The 18607-nt window shown below is 37.1% G+C and carries 8 protein-coding genes and 2 pseudogenes; 5 read left to right on the forward strand and 5 right to left on the reverse strand.

Annotated features, from left to right (window positions below; genetic code table 11):
- Positions 1 to 692: 692 nt before the first annotated feature.
- The 3 genes and pseudogenes from ACP6PM_RS18135 to ACP6PM_RS18145 form a co-directional block, all read right to left on the reverse strand.
- Positions 693 to 2972 (reverse strand): annotated as a pseudogene (locus ACP6PM_RS18135) (two-partner secretion domain-containing protein); the annotation flags it as partial.
- A gap of 360 nt (positions 2973 to 3332) precedes the next feature.
- Positions 3333 to 4826, reverse strand: coding sequence for a M48 family metallopeptidase (locus ACP6PM_RS18140; RefSeq protein WP_426587027.1), 1494 nt, complete (start codon positions 4824 to 4826; stop codon positions 3333 to 3335).
- Positions 4827 to 5354: 528 nt separating this feature from the next.
- Positions 5355 to 7892 (reverse strand): macro domain-containing protein, encoded by a 2538-nt coding sequence (locus ACP6PM_RS18145; protein WP_426587029.1) that lies wholly within the window; start codon positions 7890 to 7892, stop codon positions 5355 to 5357.
- A 1190-nt stretch (positions 7893 to 9082) separates the two neighbouring features.
- On the opposite strand from ACP6PM_RS18145, the gene ACP6PM_RS18150 reads away from it, so the two are divergent.
- The gene (locus tag ACP6PM_RS18150) at positions 9083 to 10222 is read left to right on the forward strand and encodes a tetratricopeptide repeat protein (protein ID WP_426587031.1); all 1140 of its coding nucleotides are present in this window, start codon (positions 9083 to 9085) and stop codon (positions 10220 to 10222) included.
- Positions 10223 to 10286: 64 nt separating this feature from the next.
- On the opposite strand, the pseudogene ACP6PM_RS18155 reads toward ACP6PM_RS18150, so the two are convergent.
- A pseudogene (locus ACP6PM_RS18155) lies at positions 10287 to 10448 on the reverse strand (helix-turn-helix domain-containing protein); the annotation flags it as partial.
- A 686-nt stretch (positions 10449 to 11134) separates the two neighbouring features.
- Between ACP6PM_RS18155 and ACP6PM_RS18160 the strand changes: the two are divergent.
- Both ACP6PM_RS18160 and ACP6PM_RS18165 read left to right on the forward strand, forming a co-directional pair.
- A complete protein-coding gene (locus tag ACP6PM_RS18160) occupies positions 11135 to 11287 on the forward strand; it encodes a tetratricopeptide repeat protein (protein ID WP_426587044.1) in 153 nt (50 codons plus the stop codon).
- A 105-nt stretch (positions 11288 to 11392) separates the two neighbouring features.
- Positions 11393 to 11575, forward strand: coding sequence for a hypothetical protein (locus ACP6PM_RS18165; protein WP_426587033.1), 183 nt, complete (start codon positions 11393 to 11395; stop codon positions 11573 to 11575).
- A 93-nt stretch (positions 11576 to 11668) separates the two neighbouring features.
- Here ACP6PM_RS18165 and wecB read toward each other — a convergent pair whose 3' ends face one another.
- On the reverse strand, positions 11669 to 12781 hold the full coding sequence (gene wecB, locus ACP6PM_RS18170) for a non-hydrolyzing UDP-N-acetylglucosamine 2-epimerase (RefSeq protein WP_426587035.1): 1113 nt from the start codon (positions 12779 to 12781) through the stop codon (positions 11669 to 11671).
- Positions 12782 to 13523: 742 nt separating this feature from the next.
- On the opposite strand from wecB, the gene ACP6PM_RS18175 reads away from it, so the two are divergent.
- Positions 13524 to 16775 (forward strand): ATP-binding protein, encoded by a 3252-nt coding sequence (locus ACP6PM_RS18175; RefSeq protein WP_426587037.1) that lies wholly within the window; start codon positions 13524 to 13526, stop codon positions 16773 to 16775.
- 123 nt (positions 16776 to 16898) lie between these two features.
- Positions 16899 to 18470, forward strand: coding sequence for a GGDEF domain-containing response regulator (locus ACP6PM_RS18180; protein WP_426587040.1), 1572 nt, complete (start codon positions 16899 to 16901; stop codon positions 18468 to 18470).
- Positions 18471 to 18607: the final 137 nt, after the last annotated feature.

The following is an 18607-nucleotide window of genomic DNA, read 5'->3' on the forward strand; positions in this document are numbered from 1 at the left end:
GACCCAGTAGTAATAGTGACACCCCTCGCATTCCCTACTGCTCCTGGTTGCACCGAGCTAGTAATTCCAGTGAAAACTGCTGGGTCTCCTCCATCCAAGACCACAGTCTCAGTTGCATGAATCTCCACTTTCCCTGCATTCCCTTTTCCACTGGTATTGGCAGATATTACAGCACCATTTTTTACCTCCAGAGACCCGGTAGTAACAGTTATATCCCCCGCATTCCCTACTGCTCCTCGTCCGACAATGCTAACTACTCCAGTGAATTCTGAGTTTTCTCCATCAAGGAGTACAGTCTCAGTAGTATCAATCTCCACTCTCCCTGCATTCCCTATACCAAAGGTAGTGGTAGATATTACAGCACCATTTTTCACCTCCAGAGACCCGGTAGTAATAGTTACATCCCCTCCATTCCCTTCTGCTCTTGGTCGCACTACGCTACCTACTACAGCACCATTTTTAACTTCCAGAGACTCAGTGGTAATAGCAATACCCCCTGCATTCCCTACTGCTCCTGATTCCACATTGCTAAATACTCCAGTGACTTCTGAGTCTGCTCCATCAAAGACTACAGTGTCAGTAGCATCAATCTCCACACTTCCTGCATTCCCTTTAGCAAAGGTACTGGCAGATATTACAGCACCATCATTAATCACAGAAAGATTTTTGGCAGTGATATTAATATCACCTCCTGTTTCACCATCAGCAACAACATCAGCTCTAATGTCTTCAGTAACAGTCACATCTCCTTCACTCTCAAGAATAAGATCGCCCCCACCAATAGTGGCAATACCATTTACATTCTCACTCACACCACCAATATTCACATCTCCCACATCAAAAAATACTCCTCCACTGCCACTAACTGCCTCTAAATTTTCTACATCCAACTGCAAAGGTGCATTAGTTAAACCTATTCCACCATTGCCAGAAGTTTGAAATAAAGCACTACCTGCATTAATAATTGAAGCATTAGAAATTTTAGCAATATTTCCACCATTAGCATTAACTAAAACTTGCCCAGTTGTAGTTAAATTTGCCAGATTTATATCTCCTACTTCTCCCAAATTTCCTAACTCAATATTAATCCTGCCACTTCCAGCATTTAAAGTTGTTCCATCTAATTGATTTATGGAAGCTTTCCCATCAGAGCGCTTGGCAATATTCATCTCATCATTATTACCAAGTAAGTCAATATTTCCATTGCCAATTGATGTATCAATATCAGCATTTATATTAATACTTCGACCAGCTTTTAATTCTACAGATGAGTCAGTTTTTATCTGTTCATTTATTGTTATATCGTTATCAGCTTGGAGAATTACATCTCCTGATAATTCCCCTATATTTTCTGCTGAAATTGTCACATCAGGATTATCATTTTGCTCGAAAGGATCTATTGGTGTTTCTGTTACTGGATTTTCTGGACTTTCTGGACTTTCTCGAGGAGAATCTGGAGGAGGAGAATCTGGAGGAGGAGAACCTGGAGGAGGAGAACCTGGAGGAGGAGAACCTGGTCTTTCTCCCTTTCCCACTGTTACATTTTCAGGATCTAATAAAATTGTGCCTGGATTGCCAAAAGCTGCACTAACATTAACAGTTCCATTAAATATTAATTGTTGTTTTCCCGAAACTTCAACAAACCCTCCATCACCAGAAAATTGCCCACCTTTGGCAGTAATATTTCCAGCAAAATTAGTAATTCTATCTGACCAAACTATTACCCTTCCTCCATCTCCATTACTAATAGCATCCGCAGAAATAATTGAGTTTTTGTTAATAAAAGTTTGCTGAGAATTGGGAACAATGCCATTACCTTGAAAGTCGCCTCCTATTAATACATTTCCACCTCCGTTGATGCCATCAGCGTTAATGTTTGTGTTGAGGAGAGCGACGCGATCGCCTAAGACATTAACTTGCCCTCCGACCCCCCTTCCATCCCCCTTGGAAAGGGCGAGACTATTCATGTCCCCCCCTTTTTCTATCCCCCTCCCGTCCCCCTTAGAAAGGGGGAAGCCAGAGGATGCTGCACTTTTTGTTGAACGGGGGTTAGGGGGGATCGAAACGTTAATATTTCCAGAAACAATAGCATCTCCTGGAGTATCAGCAACTAGAGTATTTGAATCTGTCAATAATATTTCACCATTAGCATTAACTATGACAGATGTAGCCTGAGCTATTTCTCCACCTGTTAAAAGTGTTGCTAAAGATAAGGGGGTTATACCAGAAATATCTTCTCCATTTGCTGTTGTTGAGTTTACTTCTAAACTTAATAAATGTCCCGGTTGAGATATTCTCAGAGTATTACCGCCTTCTACTGCTGCAATGGTAATATTACCCCCTGCGGTGGAAAGTTCCCCGGTATTAATAACCGTTCCACCCAATAAAGTGAGATTTTCTCCAGGGTTTAAACTTAAGTTTCCTTCATTAACTATAGCGCCTGGGTTAGATACATTAAATCTATATCCACTGGGGTTTCCGACTAAATTTGAGTAGTCGTTTGTGCCCATTGCTTGAAACCAGAAGTTATTGTTGTCAAAGCCAATTCCTGTAGCAGTTGTAAGGCTGAATGAGGCGGGTATATTGAGGCTGGCGTTTCGACCAAACATAATTCCGGCAGGGTTCATTAAGAAGAGGTTGGAATTACCTCCTATGACTTGGATCAGACCGTTAACATAAGAGGCATTTCCTCCTGTGACTCGACCCAGAATATTTCTAGTGTCGGGGGTAGTGAGGAAGTTGGCTATTTGCCCAGAGTTGACATTAAATTGGTCAAAGCTGTGGAAGAGATTAGCCCCATTGCGCGTGCCACCTTCGATATTAAATTGGTTGCCTTGTGGGGTAACTGTTGTACCTGTACCGTCATTTGCAGGAGTTACAGGTTGAGAGTTAGCGGTGGGAGCTACGGCTAATGTCCCTAAAATTATGCTGAGAGCGGATATACCGTAAGATTCTACAAAAGTAGGTTTCATATCAAAATCTTTAATATTTAATATTATATCATCTTCGGTTGGATACTTATAATTAGGCTCGTAGTTGCGCTTTAGCCCGCTAAATATCTATCTAGGGCTAAAGCCGTACTACAAACTAATACTTTTTTATCGTTAATTATCCGCTCCGGTTGAATAGTTATAATTAAAGCTCGTAGTAGGGCTTTAGCCCCATCTATCCATTATCGGGCTAAAGCCGTACTACAAACTAATACTTTTTTATCGTTAATTATCCGGACATGATATAAGTCCTATTAATTATAGGAGGTAACAAAGGTACATCAATTCATAGTGGAACTTTGATATTTTTGAGGGTGGTTTCCCCTCTATTTCAAGAAATATCTAAATTTCTGAAAAATCCTTTTTCTTTTCTACTAATAATGCTTTAGCTTTTGACCGCATTTTGCCATGATATACCACCCCTTCATAAGCGTAACGATTATAACCATTATTAACAATTAATTCTTCTAAATAACGCACTCTTTCTGATGTCTCTGGGTGAGTAGATAACCAAGCAAGAATACCAATATCTTCTTTCCCTTCATTGAGAGTAACCATGAGATTTCTCACCCCATCTGCAGCATAATCTGCTGATACTAAAATTCGCGTTCCCAATACATCTGCTTGACGTTCCATTTTGCGACTATAGTTAAGCACAATTAAATTACTAGCTGCACCTCCTGCATAAGGAATATATTGTACTACGCTAGTAACTAAACTACCTTCAGACATTAACTTAAATCCATGGGATAATACAGTATGTGCTAGTTCGTGAGCAAGTAAACCTGCTAATTCTGCTTCTGAATTAGTTTTCATTATTGCTCCTAAATTTATAAATATTTGCCCTCCTGGTAAAGCAAAAGCATTAAGGTTTTCATCATTGACTACATAAAAATTATATTCAAATTCATTTCTACCAGTCATTTCTGCCAGTTTTATACCCATATTATTGACATATTCAAGAATTTCTTCATCCTCAACCATAGGTAAACTTTTTCTTGCAGACTTTGCTATATTTTTGCCAATTCTTGATTCTCCTCGCAGCATCATTGATGTTGTTTGAACTGCATTCATAGCTGCAAATGGATTGCCAGTAAGAGCTACCCCTAATGCCCCAGTCACAACATTAGCAATTGCATTTCTTCTTAATCTTGATTTGAGCTGAGATTGAAATTTTTTTCGATAGGTTTCTGCTAATTGATTAAATTCATTAACTTGGGCATGTTCGGGATTCAGTAAAGCAAATTGTTGGGCAGATAAACTTGCTTCTAACCATTTTTCCTCATCTGCTAGGGCAGTAATTGTTGCTTTGATTAATTCTGGTTCGTTGGGGTATAAACCTGCTGCCTGATTTAATACTTCTAAAGCTAATTCTGTTTTTTCTTCAGTTTTTAAAGCTTTTGCAAATTGAAGATGAGCTGGAATAAATTGGGGATATTCTTTGACTAATAATTCTAAAGATACGAATATTTGAGTTTCTCGATTTTTGGCTAAACCTTCCTGTGCTTGTTCCCAATATACTTGACCAGTTACAGGTAATTCTGTAGGTTCATAGACTGGTTGAGGGCGATTAACTTTAACTTCAATATCTTCAGAAAATGGTTCTTTTACTTCTCGATAAAGTTTTTCTGCTACTGCTTTTTCTCCTGCTATATAAAGTCGGTCTGCTTCGGCTAATTTTTCCTCTGGTGTTTGAGGTTGGGAGTTAGTAGGAAATATTTTTTCTGACTGAGAATTTTGCGGTTTTTTTTCTAGAGTATTTGTTTCTGCTAAAGCAAAGTTTTGCAGGGCAAATATGCTAAGTATAATTGTCAGATAATTTAGCAAAAGTTTCATGATTTTACAGAATTTTTGATTTTGCAAATATGATTGCTATAGTAACTATTGGTCAGATCATGTCCGTTTAATTAGTTATAAAAAACTTTCTTCTCTTCTTCCTTCTTCTTCCCTCCTGGCTCCTGGCTCCTGACTCCTGGCTCCTCATAAGTATTCAACCAGACATCATATCAGTTATATCATCTCCAGTTTAACACTTAAAAATAGAGCTTCGTTTGTACGTTTAATACCAATTACCATGCATTAATCCTATACTTAGATGGGACTTCAATTATTAAGTAATTAAAACAAGAAAAATAAATTTTCCATAATTATTGGTCAGTTAGGATTAATTATTCTTATATTTGCCTCTCTGTACGGACATTGCATGCAACGTCTCTACTACTCCCCTGCAATGCGAAAATGTAGAGAAGTTTTTGAGAAATGGTTTAATACCCAACCGTCTACAGGGTATCTACAATTGGTTGTGGTTGGAATCCCCATCAACTTTTCCCAACTTTCTTCTTCCTTCTTCAAAGATAACCTTATTCAAGACCAGGCTTGTTTATTGAAAACATTCTTAACTGTCTCTAACACTACTTCTTCAACACAAGGTTTTGTCAAATAACTACAATAGTTAAATTCTTGCTGATTTTTTTTCTGCTTATTTCTAATCGTACCACGATTAGTCAGAACAGCTATTAGTATATCTTTTAACCTAGAATCATTTCTGATTTTTTTAGTTAACTCATAACCATTCATATTAGGCATTTCTAGATCCAATAAAATCATGTCAACTTGTAGATTATTTTGCAGTTTATTCCAAGCTTCTAACCCATCTCTAGCTATTTCCACCTGATAGCCAGCATTAGTAAAAGTTGTACTCAAAAGTTGACGAACAACAATAGAATCATCAACAATTAGAATCATATAAGTTCTTAACCATTGGCGATCGGTAATCTTACTCCCATCAACAATTGCATCCTGTAACGCTCCTACCGAAAATTTTGCCCCCGCTAAATTAGCACCCCTCAAATCAGCCTCAGCAAAGTTTCCTCTCTCAAAGTTAGTATTCTGCAGATTAGCACCCCTAAGATTAGCACCTTGAAAATTTAAACCCTGCAAAGCTAAACCACTCAGCACACAGTTAGAAAAATCATTCTCTCCCGCTTCTAGTCTTTCCTGAATTCGCTGTCGCCATAGCTTGTTAAAAATACCCCTTTGAGCCAACCCACTTATCAAATAAGTTAACTGGTTATCAGATTCTATACCATGAAGATTACCTTCAGCATCATACCAGTTGAGCCATGGTAACAACCCCTCTGGAGAATTAAGGGTGAAATTGACTTCACCCTCCCGATATGCATCACCAGTTTGAGAATAACCACGCCCCACACAACTGATAAAATTCCCCTCTACTTTTGCCTCGTCGTCATTTTGAATATATAGTGTGCGCCAAATTTTTTCCTGGACGCTAAATCCAAAACGCCCATGAGAATAGACTATCCAGAGCAAATCAATTGTTTGCAAATCTAGCAAAGGCAGTTTGTGAATAAACTTTCCATTCAGGCAACCAGGAAAATAACCATAAAATGAAGAAGTGGGAAACTCCTGCTGATGAATACTCCCAAGCATTTTTTGGTAATGCTGTAGCAAGTGAGTAAGTTCATGAAATCTCTCTGGTTGCATATTTTTGTCAATTGTCTTCAAAATCTCTCTGATTTCCCGAACACCTTCGTGTACTTGCGCTCTCAAGGCAATTTCACAAAATAGGCGGAAGGTTTCCCTGTCAGCTTTTTGCCATTGAGATGCTGCTAGTAAATTTTGCAATTTTCTGTAGTTAACTCCTAATGCTGAGTGCAATTCTAAATCGGTAACGTATTTTTTATTTGGCTCAAATATCACATCTTTTGGGCGTTGCCATATTTTTTGAATAATTTGAGCGATCGCCTCCCCGACTGTTTCTGATGAAATATTCTGTTGCCCCAACTTTTGCCACAACTCAGAGGATATATAGTAAGGACGAGACATTTGTTGATAAAGTTGTTTGGCAAAACCTCCTGTCACCCCCACCGGAATTACCACCGCCCCCACTTCCATTGCAACTTCCGCTTCTTGTTTTGCTCCTGGTCCCCCTTCTATTAGCACATAAACCGATGCCATGTGAGCTAAAATTTCTCGACGCTCAAATAAAGTTTTACCTCCATATAGATTTGTACCATATTCCCAGGGTTCAAATCCTTCTGGCTGAATGTGGTAAACTGGAGCAGGTTGATTTTGCCTGCTGCATTCTTGCCAAAAACTACGGGAGACTGCTTCAGGTATACCAGTAACTCCACCTGTTAAAAGAGCTAAATTTTCCCCCAAAGTCGCAAGTTTTCTGCCAGTAGCGTTGCATATTGCCTCAGTAGTCACACCCCAAAATGAGGTACTGCCAATAATGGCAACTCGATGCTCAGATGAAATTTGAGCAACGAGCTGTTTAGCTATTTGTGGTTCAGGTTTTTCTGAAGCAGTGGCGGAAGTTATGAAATTTGGCAGGTTGGTCTGGTATTGTTCATAATCATCTAGTTCGCGACAGACAAAAATTATTCTCCACGGGAGAGAGTTATTTTGCAAAAATGTCAAAGCTTCTGTTAGAGCTATTTTTGCAGCCCAATCTTTAGGAAATCCACGCATTCCTGTACTAATACAGGGAAAGGCGAGACTATGAATTTGGTTTTCTGCTGCTAACCGCAGAGAGTTCCGGTAACATTTAGCTAGCTGTTTACTGGATATTTGGCTATTGGTTTTATCCCAAACCGGGGCACAAGTATGAATGATATATGAGGCCACAAGTTGATAGCCTTTAGTAATTTTGGCTTGGCTGCTTTCGAGCCATTCTATTTGTCTGGTGGCGTTTATTAGTGCTTCTCCTGCTGCTTGATGAATTTTGCTACATAGCCCATAACCACGGAGATTATTGTCAGTAGGGTTGACTATCGCATCTACTTGTTGAGAGATAATATCGCCTTGAATAATGGTCAAGCGTTCGCCCCATCCTAGATTTTCCCTAGAAATCTGCTTACTTTGCCCTAGTTTATTCATACTTTATTCTTAATTAGTATAATTTATTCTCATTATTATACACAATTTCCCTGAGATTTGCTCAATATAAATGAATTTAGGTAGGCGTAAAATCAGTTTTAATCAAAACTATAGTGTTTCTCAGTAAGCTGATGGTACAGTTTTATCTTTCTTGCCTGTTACCGAAAAATTGTGGTCTAAAACCTCCCCTTGGATAGGGGATAAAAAACGGTCGTTTCGCTCGGCAATTCAAGTCGCGAAGCTTGGAGTAGGATGGGATGGCGAGGTTTCCCGAAGAGTGCAGAGCCGCTCCGAAGTGTGCCATATGCAATCTCCCCTCGAGAAAAGAAAATATTCCTTATGTTAAGCCTCATTATTGCAGAGGTACTGTTAGCTGATAACTGATATAGCGCTACTTGAATCGGGAAGAGGGAACACTTAACTGGGAACAGAAGACTATCAAAGGATTTGAGGATTTATAAATGTCCTAACCTTAATGCGTAGCGCTATAACTGAAATGACGTGTTGTGTATTGCCTAAAACAAACGAATGCGCGTACCTCACGCTTTTTGGGAATTTATATATAACCCATACTGAAATGACGTGTTGTGTATTGCCTAAAACAAACGAATGCGCGTACCTCACGCTTTTTGGGAATTTATATACAACCCATTTGGTATCTTTACCCTGATGAAAATTTTGAAGCACGGAGTCGGGAGTGGGATAGAGGCAATAGGAGAAAAAGGTGGAAAAATATTCCAATACTCCTCATCTATGAATATCCGTATCTTCTCACTCTCTTGTTGGTATTAATTAATGCCCACGATTAAATTTTGAGGCACGGAGTTGTCCGTGGGAAGAAGCAATAATTGAAAAATACTCCCCATCTCCCCATCTCCCCATCTCCCCCTCTATATTTTAAATATTGGGTTCTATAGAAGCCATTTGGTATCTCCAGAAAAGAGGGAATAGGGAGAAGTAATTGATAATTTATGGGTAATAATTGATTGGATTTGGGATTTTGGGAGAGGTCTAATACACCCCATCTCCCCACACTCTCTACACTCTCCACCCCCCCATCTCCCTATATTTAAGTACACAAATAGATACGCTTAGGGGTTCTATATATCTCAATGTAGTTGCTGGTGAATTTTTTAGGTTAGACTAAGTATTATTATTTATATTTTTCTGAATCAAGGTGATGTTTAACTATGACTTCTTTTGACGAAATGGCTGACTATAATAAAGCTATTGAACTTAATCCCAATGATGCTGGTGCTTACTACAAGCGGGGTAATGTCTACTCTAACCAAGGAAAGTATGAACAGGCACTAGCTGATTACGACAAATCTATTGAACTTAATCCCCAGGATGCTGCTGTCTATAATGACCGGGGTGTTATTTACTATATCCAAGGAAAGTATCAACAGGCAATTGCTAATTACAACCAAGCGATTCTACTTAATTCCCAAGATTCTGATTTCCACAACAACCGGGGTGTGATCTACGAAATTCAAGGAAAGTATCAAAAGGCAATGGCTGCTTTCAACCAAGCTATTGTAATTAATCCCAAGCGTGCTAATGCCTATGTTAATCGGGGAAATCTCTATTCTGAGCAAGGAGAATATAAAAAAGCACTGACTGATTATAATAAAGCAATTCTACTTCAACCAGACTTAGCTGAAGTTTACAACAACCGGGGTAGTATCTACAATGCCCAAGGAAAGTATAAAAAGGCACTTACTGATTACAACCAAGTTATTGAACTTAATCCTAATGATGCTGTTGCCTACTACAACCGGGGTAATGTCTACTCTAACCAAACAAATGAACGAGAGGCGATCGCTGACTACACCCAAGCGATCAAACTCAATCCTAACTATGCTGAAGCTTACTATAACCGGGGCAATCGTTACTCTGAGCAAAAAAAATATAAACAAGCGATCGCCGACTACTCTCAAGCAATCCAACTCAACCCTAACTACGATGATGCAATCTATAACCGGGGTTTTCTCTACGATGTGCAAAAAAAATATAAACAGGCGATCGCTGATTTTAGTCGAGCGATCAAAATTAATCCTAGCTATATCAATGCTTACCATCTTAGGGGTTTAGCATATTATGAGCAAGGAAAATATAAACAGGCGATCGCCGATCTGACCCAAGTCATTGAACTTAATCCCCAGGATGCTGATGCTTACAATAACCGGGGTGCGGTTTACCAGGAACAAGGGAATACAAAACAAGCTATTAAAGACTTGGAAAAAGCTGTTAAGTTATACAAACAACAAGGAAATCAAGAGTTATATCAAAAAGCTCTAGATGACCTCAGAGAGTTAAAGGTAAATTAGAGTGGTCATGGGTGGGTTTTGTTGATAAATCTTCCTGCTTTTTCCAAGAGGTAAGCATAGCTCAGGTTTGAGCATATCCTATCCGTTCTTGTTTCTCATACCAAGCTTGAGTTCTTGCTGCTAAAGCTTTGTTGTAGTGACCGCGCACACAACCCAATGTCCTCCGCAGCAAATTTTCTTGCGACTGAGTAGGGTAAAACCTAAATTTGTACGCTTTCTCAACCATCTACTGTTTACTTACTCGACAATCACATTTTAACAGATTATCTGTAAAACCGCAAAATTGATTGGTTTTCCTCCATCCCCCCCCAACCCCACGAGTGAAAGCTATGCTTTATAAACATCTTTCTTAACATAAAACGCGGACATTAGAAAGAAGTTATGAATTTGCCACATATGGATATTTCAGGAGAGTAAACGTATTTAATTAGAGGCTAAACTCCCCCCACCTCCCCCTAACCCCACCCCCCCATCTCCCTATCATCAAAGGGTTTTAGGAGTTCCTTATCAGGGATAGTTTTGAAAGGGGGGAAGAAAAGGGGGGATGGAGAGCGCGGGTCTCCAACCAACATTTAGATGAAGTTCAATAATTTTAGAAAAAAATTAATGGCCAGCAACTGGCATAGATTTTTGGCTATTTCCTATTAGACCTCTCCAGAAAATAAACTTGCTCTTTATTTAAGACAAGCTAGAGTTGTCAAATTCACTCTCCGAAATCATTTTTCGTATCTTTTTCATGAAAATATATACCCTGTTCCCTATTCCCTGTTCCCTGTTCCCTGTTCCCTACTAGCCACAAAAAATCTATATCTTTTTCGCAGATGTCTATTTTTTACTTATTCTTAGTTTGGGTAGTTGTTCTATGTCTAATAATAATGATCCTCTGTTTTACTTTTACCAGGCCACTCTACTATCTATACCAAGAAAGGAGACTACGAAAAAGCAATCGCCGATTATGATCGAGCTATTCAACTCGATCCTGAATTTGTCTATGCTTACCTAAACCGAGGTCTTACTTACAATGATCGAGGTGAGTATGAAAAAGCACTGGCAGATTTTAACTAAGCCATTCAACTTAATCCTAAAGAGGCAATTGCCTACTCCAACTGCGGTATTACTTACCATAATCAACAACAGTAAAAAAAAGCGATCGCCAATCGAAACCAAGGCATGAAACTTAATCTCATAGATGGTGATTGTTACTACAATCATGCTTTGATTTATCAGGATAAATGGAATAAGGTAGAAGCAATCAAACACTTTGAAAAAGCTGCTAATTTATATCAGCAGCAAGGCAATCAGGCATTGTATCAAAATTCTTTAAATCAAATTAAAAATTTAAAAAACAACTAAAGTTGCAGGTAGTCCTGAGAATTCGAGCATAACTCTGGAGTGTGCCTACAAATACTTCCAAAAATTATCGATTGGAACACCCCAACTCAACACCTAACTCAAATAATTTTGTACAATCTTGAGAATTCTCTCCGAGGCATGACCATCACCGAAAGGATTAATTGCCATTGCCATTTTTTTGTACTTACTAATATCACTCAATAATTCTGCTGTAGCAGCCACAATATTACTGGTATTAGTACCAACAAGTTTAGCAGTTCCAGCCATTATTGCTTCTGGTCTTTCTGTTGTTTCTCGTAATACTAAAACAGGCTTACCTAAACTTGGAGCTTCTTCTTGTAAACCCCCAGAATCAGTTAATATTAAATAACAATTTTGAATAGCTCCTACCAACTTACTATAATCAAAAGGTTCCTCTAAAAATATTCTTGGATGACTCCCTAAAATTGCTGTTAAAGGTTCCCTAACTGTAGGATTTTTATGCATAGGTAAAACCAAAGCAGTATCAGGAAACTTATCTAAAATTTGCAGAAATCCTTGAGCAATTTTTTCTAAAGGTTCTCCCCAATTTTCCCGACGATGAACTGTTGCTAATATTACCCTATATTTGCCCCAATCTAAACCATTAATATGACATTGAGGTTGAGATTTTGCTACCTTTAACAAAGCATCAATTACCGTATTTCCTGTTTGATGAACTTCCCCCACTACTCCAGATTTTTGTAAATTTTCCATAGCTAAAGTTGTCGGAGCAAAATGCAATTGAGCTATCTGAGAAATTAAACGGCGGTTTGCCTCTTCGGGATAGGGATTAAATAAATCATTAGTCCGTAAACCTGCCTCCACATGACCAACAGGAATTTTTTGATAAAATGCAGCTAGGGCAGCAGCAAAAGCGGTGCTAGTATCTCCCTGAACTAATACTAATTTGGGTTGTAACTGTAGAAATAATTCTTCTAATCCTTGCAAACTTCGGCACATAATATCTGTCAATGTTTGCCTGGTTTGCATAATTGCTAAATCCTGGTTGGGGCTAATATCAAATAATTTCATTACTTGGGCAACCATTTCCCTATGTTGGCCAGTTAAAATTACTAAGGTGTTAAAATCAGGAGAATTTTGAAAAAGTTGGATAACTGGTGCTAATTTAATAGCTTCGGGGCGAGTTCCTAAAGTAATTGCTACTTGAATAGGACTGTTTAGCATTTCAATTTAATTTGATATGTTTTTTCAGACAATAATCAAAATTATATAGCATTTAGATTTGAGATATAAACATATAATTAAATGCTTAAGGGAACAGAGAATGGAAAGCATTGGGAGGTATTATAGCTGATTTATGAAGTAAATATTAAGAGGCTAAGTTGTCTGTTAAACTTAGGTTTGTTAACTTACGGCCTCTCAGGTTCAATATTCCTGCCTAAATAATTACAGCAAGTAAATTTATCCAAACCATTCTGTAAATTGCCAATCCGACGGCTCCCCTACCTTATCTTCAAAATTAACTTTATTTATGACCAGGTACTTATACCGTTTCACGGAAGTGACGGATTCAAAAGTTAAAATTTATGCATTAAGGTTTTATAGGCTCAAAACTTTGACGCGCTCAGTAATTTCAGGAAATTATTTCACATTTAAAGTTTGAAACTATTTGTGAAATCTTTAAAGTGAATTAGTATTATATGTCTAATTTAGCCAAATTTAGAGATTGTTTGTTAATACAATATTCAGCTTGAAACACGGTATATACAAAAATAATACTTTATTTAAGTTAATTTGTTTGACCTACTTAAATCTGAAAATTTATTGATTTTTGAACCTAATCAAAATCAAGATTTAGAACAATCAAAGACATTGGGTAAAAATATTTAGACAAGTGCTTGATGCGACTACAGGTGAGGATTTGATTAAATAATAGTAATAGCTAGTTGATCGGGAGAAGTATTATATGCCAGGGTTATTTCAATCTACCATGGATTTAGGTGTCTTTATTCCTCATGGAAGTTATTACCTACTACAATCAGGGTTAATCTTATTTCATCTCACATCAGATTTATTTATAGCACTGACCTATTATTTTATCGCAGTAATACTTACTTACTGTCTGATTAGACGACCAAATATGCCATTCAATCTCACTTTTTGGATGTTGGCAATTTTAATGATTTTTAGTGGTATCTCCCACACTCAAGAAATTTGGACACTACGGCATTATTGGCTATTAGGATTAGTTAAGGGTATTACAGTTATAGTTTCTATAGTAACAGTCATATTTTTAGTTCGTTTAGCTCGGAAACTTTTAGCAATGCCTAATCCTATGGAACTAGAAACAACTAATCAGGAACTAGAAAAGCAGATTAGAGAACGTATTTTAGCTGAAGAAAAAATTTGTCTCCTGAATGCAAACTTGGAGGCTAGGGTACAACAAAGAACCGCCGAGTTAAGAGAGTTAAATCAAAAGCTAGAAAATGAAATATCTGAACGCACAGCATTTTCTGAAGCTTTAAAAAAATCAGAGGCTCGTTTAGCAAGTATTTTAGATATGGCTGAAGATGCAATTATCTCAGTGGATAGAAATAAAATTATTCGATTGTTTAACCAAGGAGCAGAAAAAATATTTGGTTATCTAAACCAGGAAGTTGTAGGAAAGTCATTTAGCAAGTTAGTTGTTTGGCAAGAGTCAAAATTTAATAACTCTGTCGGGGCAAAAAATCACAAGACAAAACATAAACTTGCTATAGTTATTGGCAAACGAAAAGATGGCACAGAATTTCATGCAGAGGCATCAATTTCACCAATAGAATTAAAAGATGAAACTGTATTTACGATGATATTGCGGGATATTAGCGATCGCAAACAAGCAGAGCAAAAATTAGCTACTCAAGCTCTAGCAGCAGCAGCAGTAGCAAAATTAGGTCAACGTGCTCTCGAAAGTATATCTATATCAGAACTCATGTCAGAAGCAGTTTTCTTGGTATGTCAGACTCTACAGCTTGACTATTGTCAGATTTTGCAACATTCATCAGATACTCAAACTTGGGAAATTCAAGCCAGTTTCAGCAACCCAAAAACTTTAACCAGTCTATCAGGAGTTAGTAAAGAGTTTGACTCTTTAATTGCTTGCACTTTAGCTGCTGACAAACCAGTTATAATTGAAGACTTTAGCAGTAAAATTGCTGAATTTCCAGGTTTGAAACCATTGTTAGACCAAGGTATTGTTAGTGGTATCAGTTTAATTATTCCGGGAAATAATCAATCTCCAGGAATATTGGCTACTTATACCACGAAAAAATATACTTTCACTCAAGATGATGTTCACTTTTTACAGGCGGTAACAAATGTTCTTGCTAGTGCCATTGAGCAAAATTTAACTCACTTAGCTCTACAACAACAATTACAACGTAGTCTTCTGTTAGGAAAAATTACTCAAGAGATTCGCCAAAGCTTGGATACACAGAGGATATTTGATACTACTGCACAACAAATAGGTCAAGCATTTCTGGTAAACCGTTGTGTAATTCATTCCTATCAAGCAGGGTCAGTGCCAAAAGTGCCATTAGTAGCAGAGTATTTAGAAGCTGGATTTGAATCAATTATGAATTTAGAAGTTCCAGTAATCGATTATATCTATATAGAACAAATGTTAGCACAGGATCGAGCGATGGCTTCAGACAATGTTTATACAGAAACCTTGCTACAAACAAATGCTTCTGCATCAACTTGTCTTCGTAGAGAATTAAAATCTATGTTAGTAGTTCGTACCTCCTATCAAGATGAACCAAATGGAATTATTTGCTTGCATCAATGCGATCGCTATCGGAATTGGAGAAAAGATGAAATTGAACTCCTAGAAGCTGTTGCTCAACAAGTAGGAATTGCCCTCGCTCATGCTCATTTATTGGAGCAAGAAACTCGCCAACATCAACAACTTGTTGCACAAAATATTGCTCTTCAACAAGCAAGACAAGCAGCAGAAGTCGCTAATAAAGCTAAGAGTGAATTTTTGGCTACTATGAGCCATGAAATTAGGACTCCAATGAATGGAATAATTGGTATGACTTCTTTGCTAATTGATACTAATTTGAATTCAGAACAACAAGAATACATCCATGATATTCATACTTGTAGTATTGCACTGCTAAGAATTATTAATGATATTCTTGACTTTTCTAAAATTGAGTCTAATAAATTGGATTTTGAAGAAAGACCTTTTAATTTAAGATTATGTCTGGAAGAGTGTATTGACTTGCTTGCTATTCAGGCAGTTAACAAAAAAATTGAATTAGCTTATTTGATTGAGGATAATACACCAAGTATAATTTTAGGGGATGAAACAAGATTACGTCAAATTTTAGTTAATCTGATTACTAATGCTGTTAAATTTACAGCCAAAGGAGAAGTTTTAGTTAATGTTTCAGCTCAAAAAATACCAGGGTCAGAAAATATTATTAATTCTCCAGATTCAGAAGTATTGAAACTTCCCGAAGATAGTAGTGATAATCAACAGAGTATAGCTAGTAATTTGTATGAAATAAAATTTGCTGTCAAAGATACAGGAATTGGGATTCCCCGAGATAAAATGCACAAATTATTTCAACCATTTAGTCAAGTAGATAGTTCTACAACTAGACAATATGGAGGAACAGGATTAGGATTAGTTATCAGTAAACGTTTATGTGAGATGATGGGTGGTAAAATGTGGGTTGAAAGTCAAGAAGGAATAGGCTCTACGTTCTATTTTACCTTAACTGTAAAAGTTGATAAAGATATTACAAGTCAATTTAATCCTATCAATAATTTAGCTGATAAACGATTATTAATTGTAGACGATCGTCCTTCTTGTTTACAAATTTTAACTCAGCAATTGAACCAGTGGGGAATTTTATCTCATACTGCAACATCAGGTCTTGCAGCAATAAATATGCTCAAGAATGGAACTGCTGACCAACATCAAAATTTTGACCTAATAATCATTGGTATGGAAATGTCAGAAATGGATGGAGTTGCAACTGCTATTGCTATTAGAGAAATACCCAAGTATAAATGTCTGCCATTAGTTATGTTAACTCCTATTGGTAAATCACCCACAAAAAATCAACTCCAACAACTCAACTTAGCTGCCCTACTAAATAAACCAATTAAACAATCGCAGCTATACAATATACTGGAGAAAATATTCTCTAATTTACCAGTTAAATAGTAGTTGATAATTAGTAAAATAGACTTTTGTTTGTCTTCTAGAAGACAAATATTAACCCTTCTCTTGTTGATAGCTAAAACCTGATATATTGTTAACTTATAGTATTTTTAAATTCAAATTTTTATGAATCCACAAAAATCACAGAATAATTCCTCTGTAATAATGATAGTAGATGATAAAAAATCTATGCGTCATCTCCTGCGTAAAGCATTAGAATCAGAAGGATATCAGATAATAGAAGCAAAAAATGGCAAGCAATGCTTAGAAAAATGTAGTTTTCAAATACCAGATTTAATTTTAATAGATGCAATGATGCCAGAGATTGATGGCTTTGCTTGCTGTGTTAAATTACAAGAACTTTTTAGTCAGAATTTATCAAATAATTTATTTCCAGATAATAACCTAGATAGTAACCTAGATAGTAACCTAGATAGTAACCTAGATAGTAACCCTTTACTTTATCAGACTCCATTGTTAATAATTACCTCTATTGAAGACAAAGAATTTGTTGACCTCGCCTTCGCAGTTGGTGCAATGGATTATATTACTAAACCAATTAAATGGTCTGTTTTACGTCAGCGAGTCCGTAGACTTTTGCAAATTAATAAACTGGTAAAAGAATTAAAACAGCAAACAGAAACTGCTAGATTTATGACGTTTATTCAAGAACGGATACGTCAATCATTAAACCTTGATGATCTTCTCAAAACTGCAGTACATGAAGTCCGCAAATTTCTCAAAACTGACAGAGTATTCATATATAAATTTAAGCCAGATGGGACAGGAGAAGTAGTTATGGAATCTGTTAGTTGTAATCGAGAATCTATTGTAGAAAGCATGAGTAAATTTAGTGACAATGCACAGGATAAATCAGCTAATCAAGAACATATACCTATTGGAGATTTAATTCCATATCATGTTGAATTTCTGAGTAAGTTTCAAGTAAAAGCTAACTTAGTAGTACCAATATCAAAGATTAATACAGAACAAACGTCTGATGGGAATTTTGAGTATACTCAACAACAACTATGGGGATTATTAATTGCTCACCACTGTTCAACACCTAGAAAATGGCAATTTTCAGAAATGGATTTTATTGAATGTTTAGCGGGACAGTTAGCGATCGCTATACAACAATCAGAACTATATCAAAAATTAGTAACTGCGAATCAAAAGTTAGTTGAATTTGCCAACTTTGATAGTTTAACTAAGGTTGCTAATCGTCGTGTGTTTGAGGAATATATAGACAGGGAGTGGCGACGAATGGCAAGGGAAAAAGCACCAATAGCTTTGATTCTATGTGACGTTGACTATTTCAAGCGCTACAATGATACTTATGGTCATCCAGCAGGAGATATGTGTCTGCAAGCAATTGCTAATGTCATTAAAGCAGAAGTCAAGCGACCAGCAGATTTAGTAGCACGTTACGGTGGGGAAGAATTTGTAGTTGTATTACCTCAAACAGATGCTCAAGGTGGATTTCATCTAGCAGAATTGATTCGTAAGCGACTTTTAGATTTAAAGTTAGTTAATGCTGGTTCTCAAATATCAGAATTTGTTACCATGAGTTTAGGTGTAGCAAGCACTATTCCTGTACCTGAATATTCCTGGGGAAAGTTGATTAAAATAGCAGATGAAGCTCTCTATCAAGCAAAGGAAGAAGGACGCGATCGGACAATTATTCAAACTTTTTGAGGACTATAGCTAAGAAAGAATTGCTTAGGACATGGACTGATGATGAATCTTAGACTAAGAAACACTTTTCCAACTGTTCTGTGTTCCCTGTTCCCTGTTCCCTGTTCCCTGTTCCCTGTTCCCTGTTCCCTGTTCCC

The sequence above is a fragment of the Dapis brunnea BLCC-M229 genome (genome assembly GCF_050015995.1).
Classification (GTDB): domain Bacteria; phylum Cyanobacteriota; class Cyanobacteriia; order Cyanobacteriales; family Microcoleaceae; genus Trichodesmium.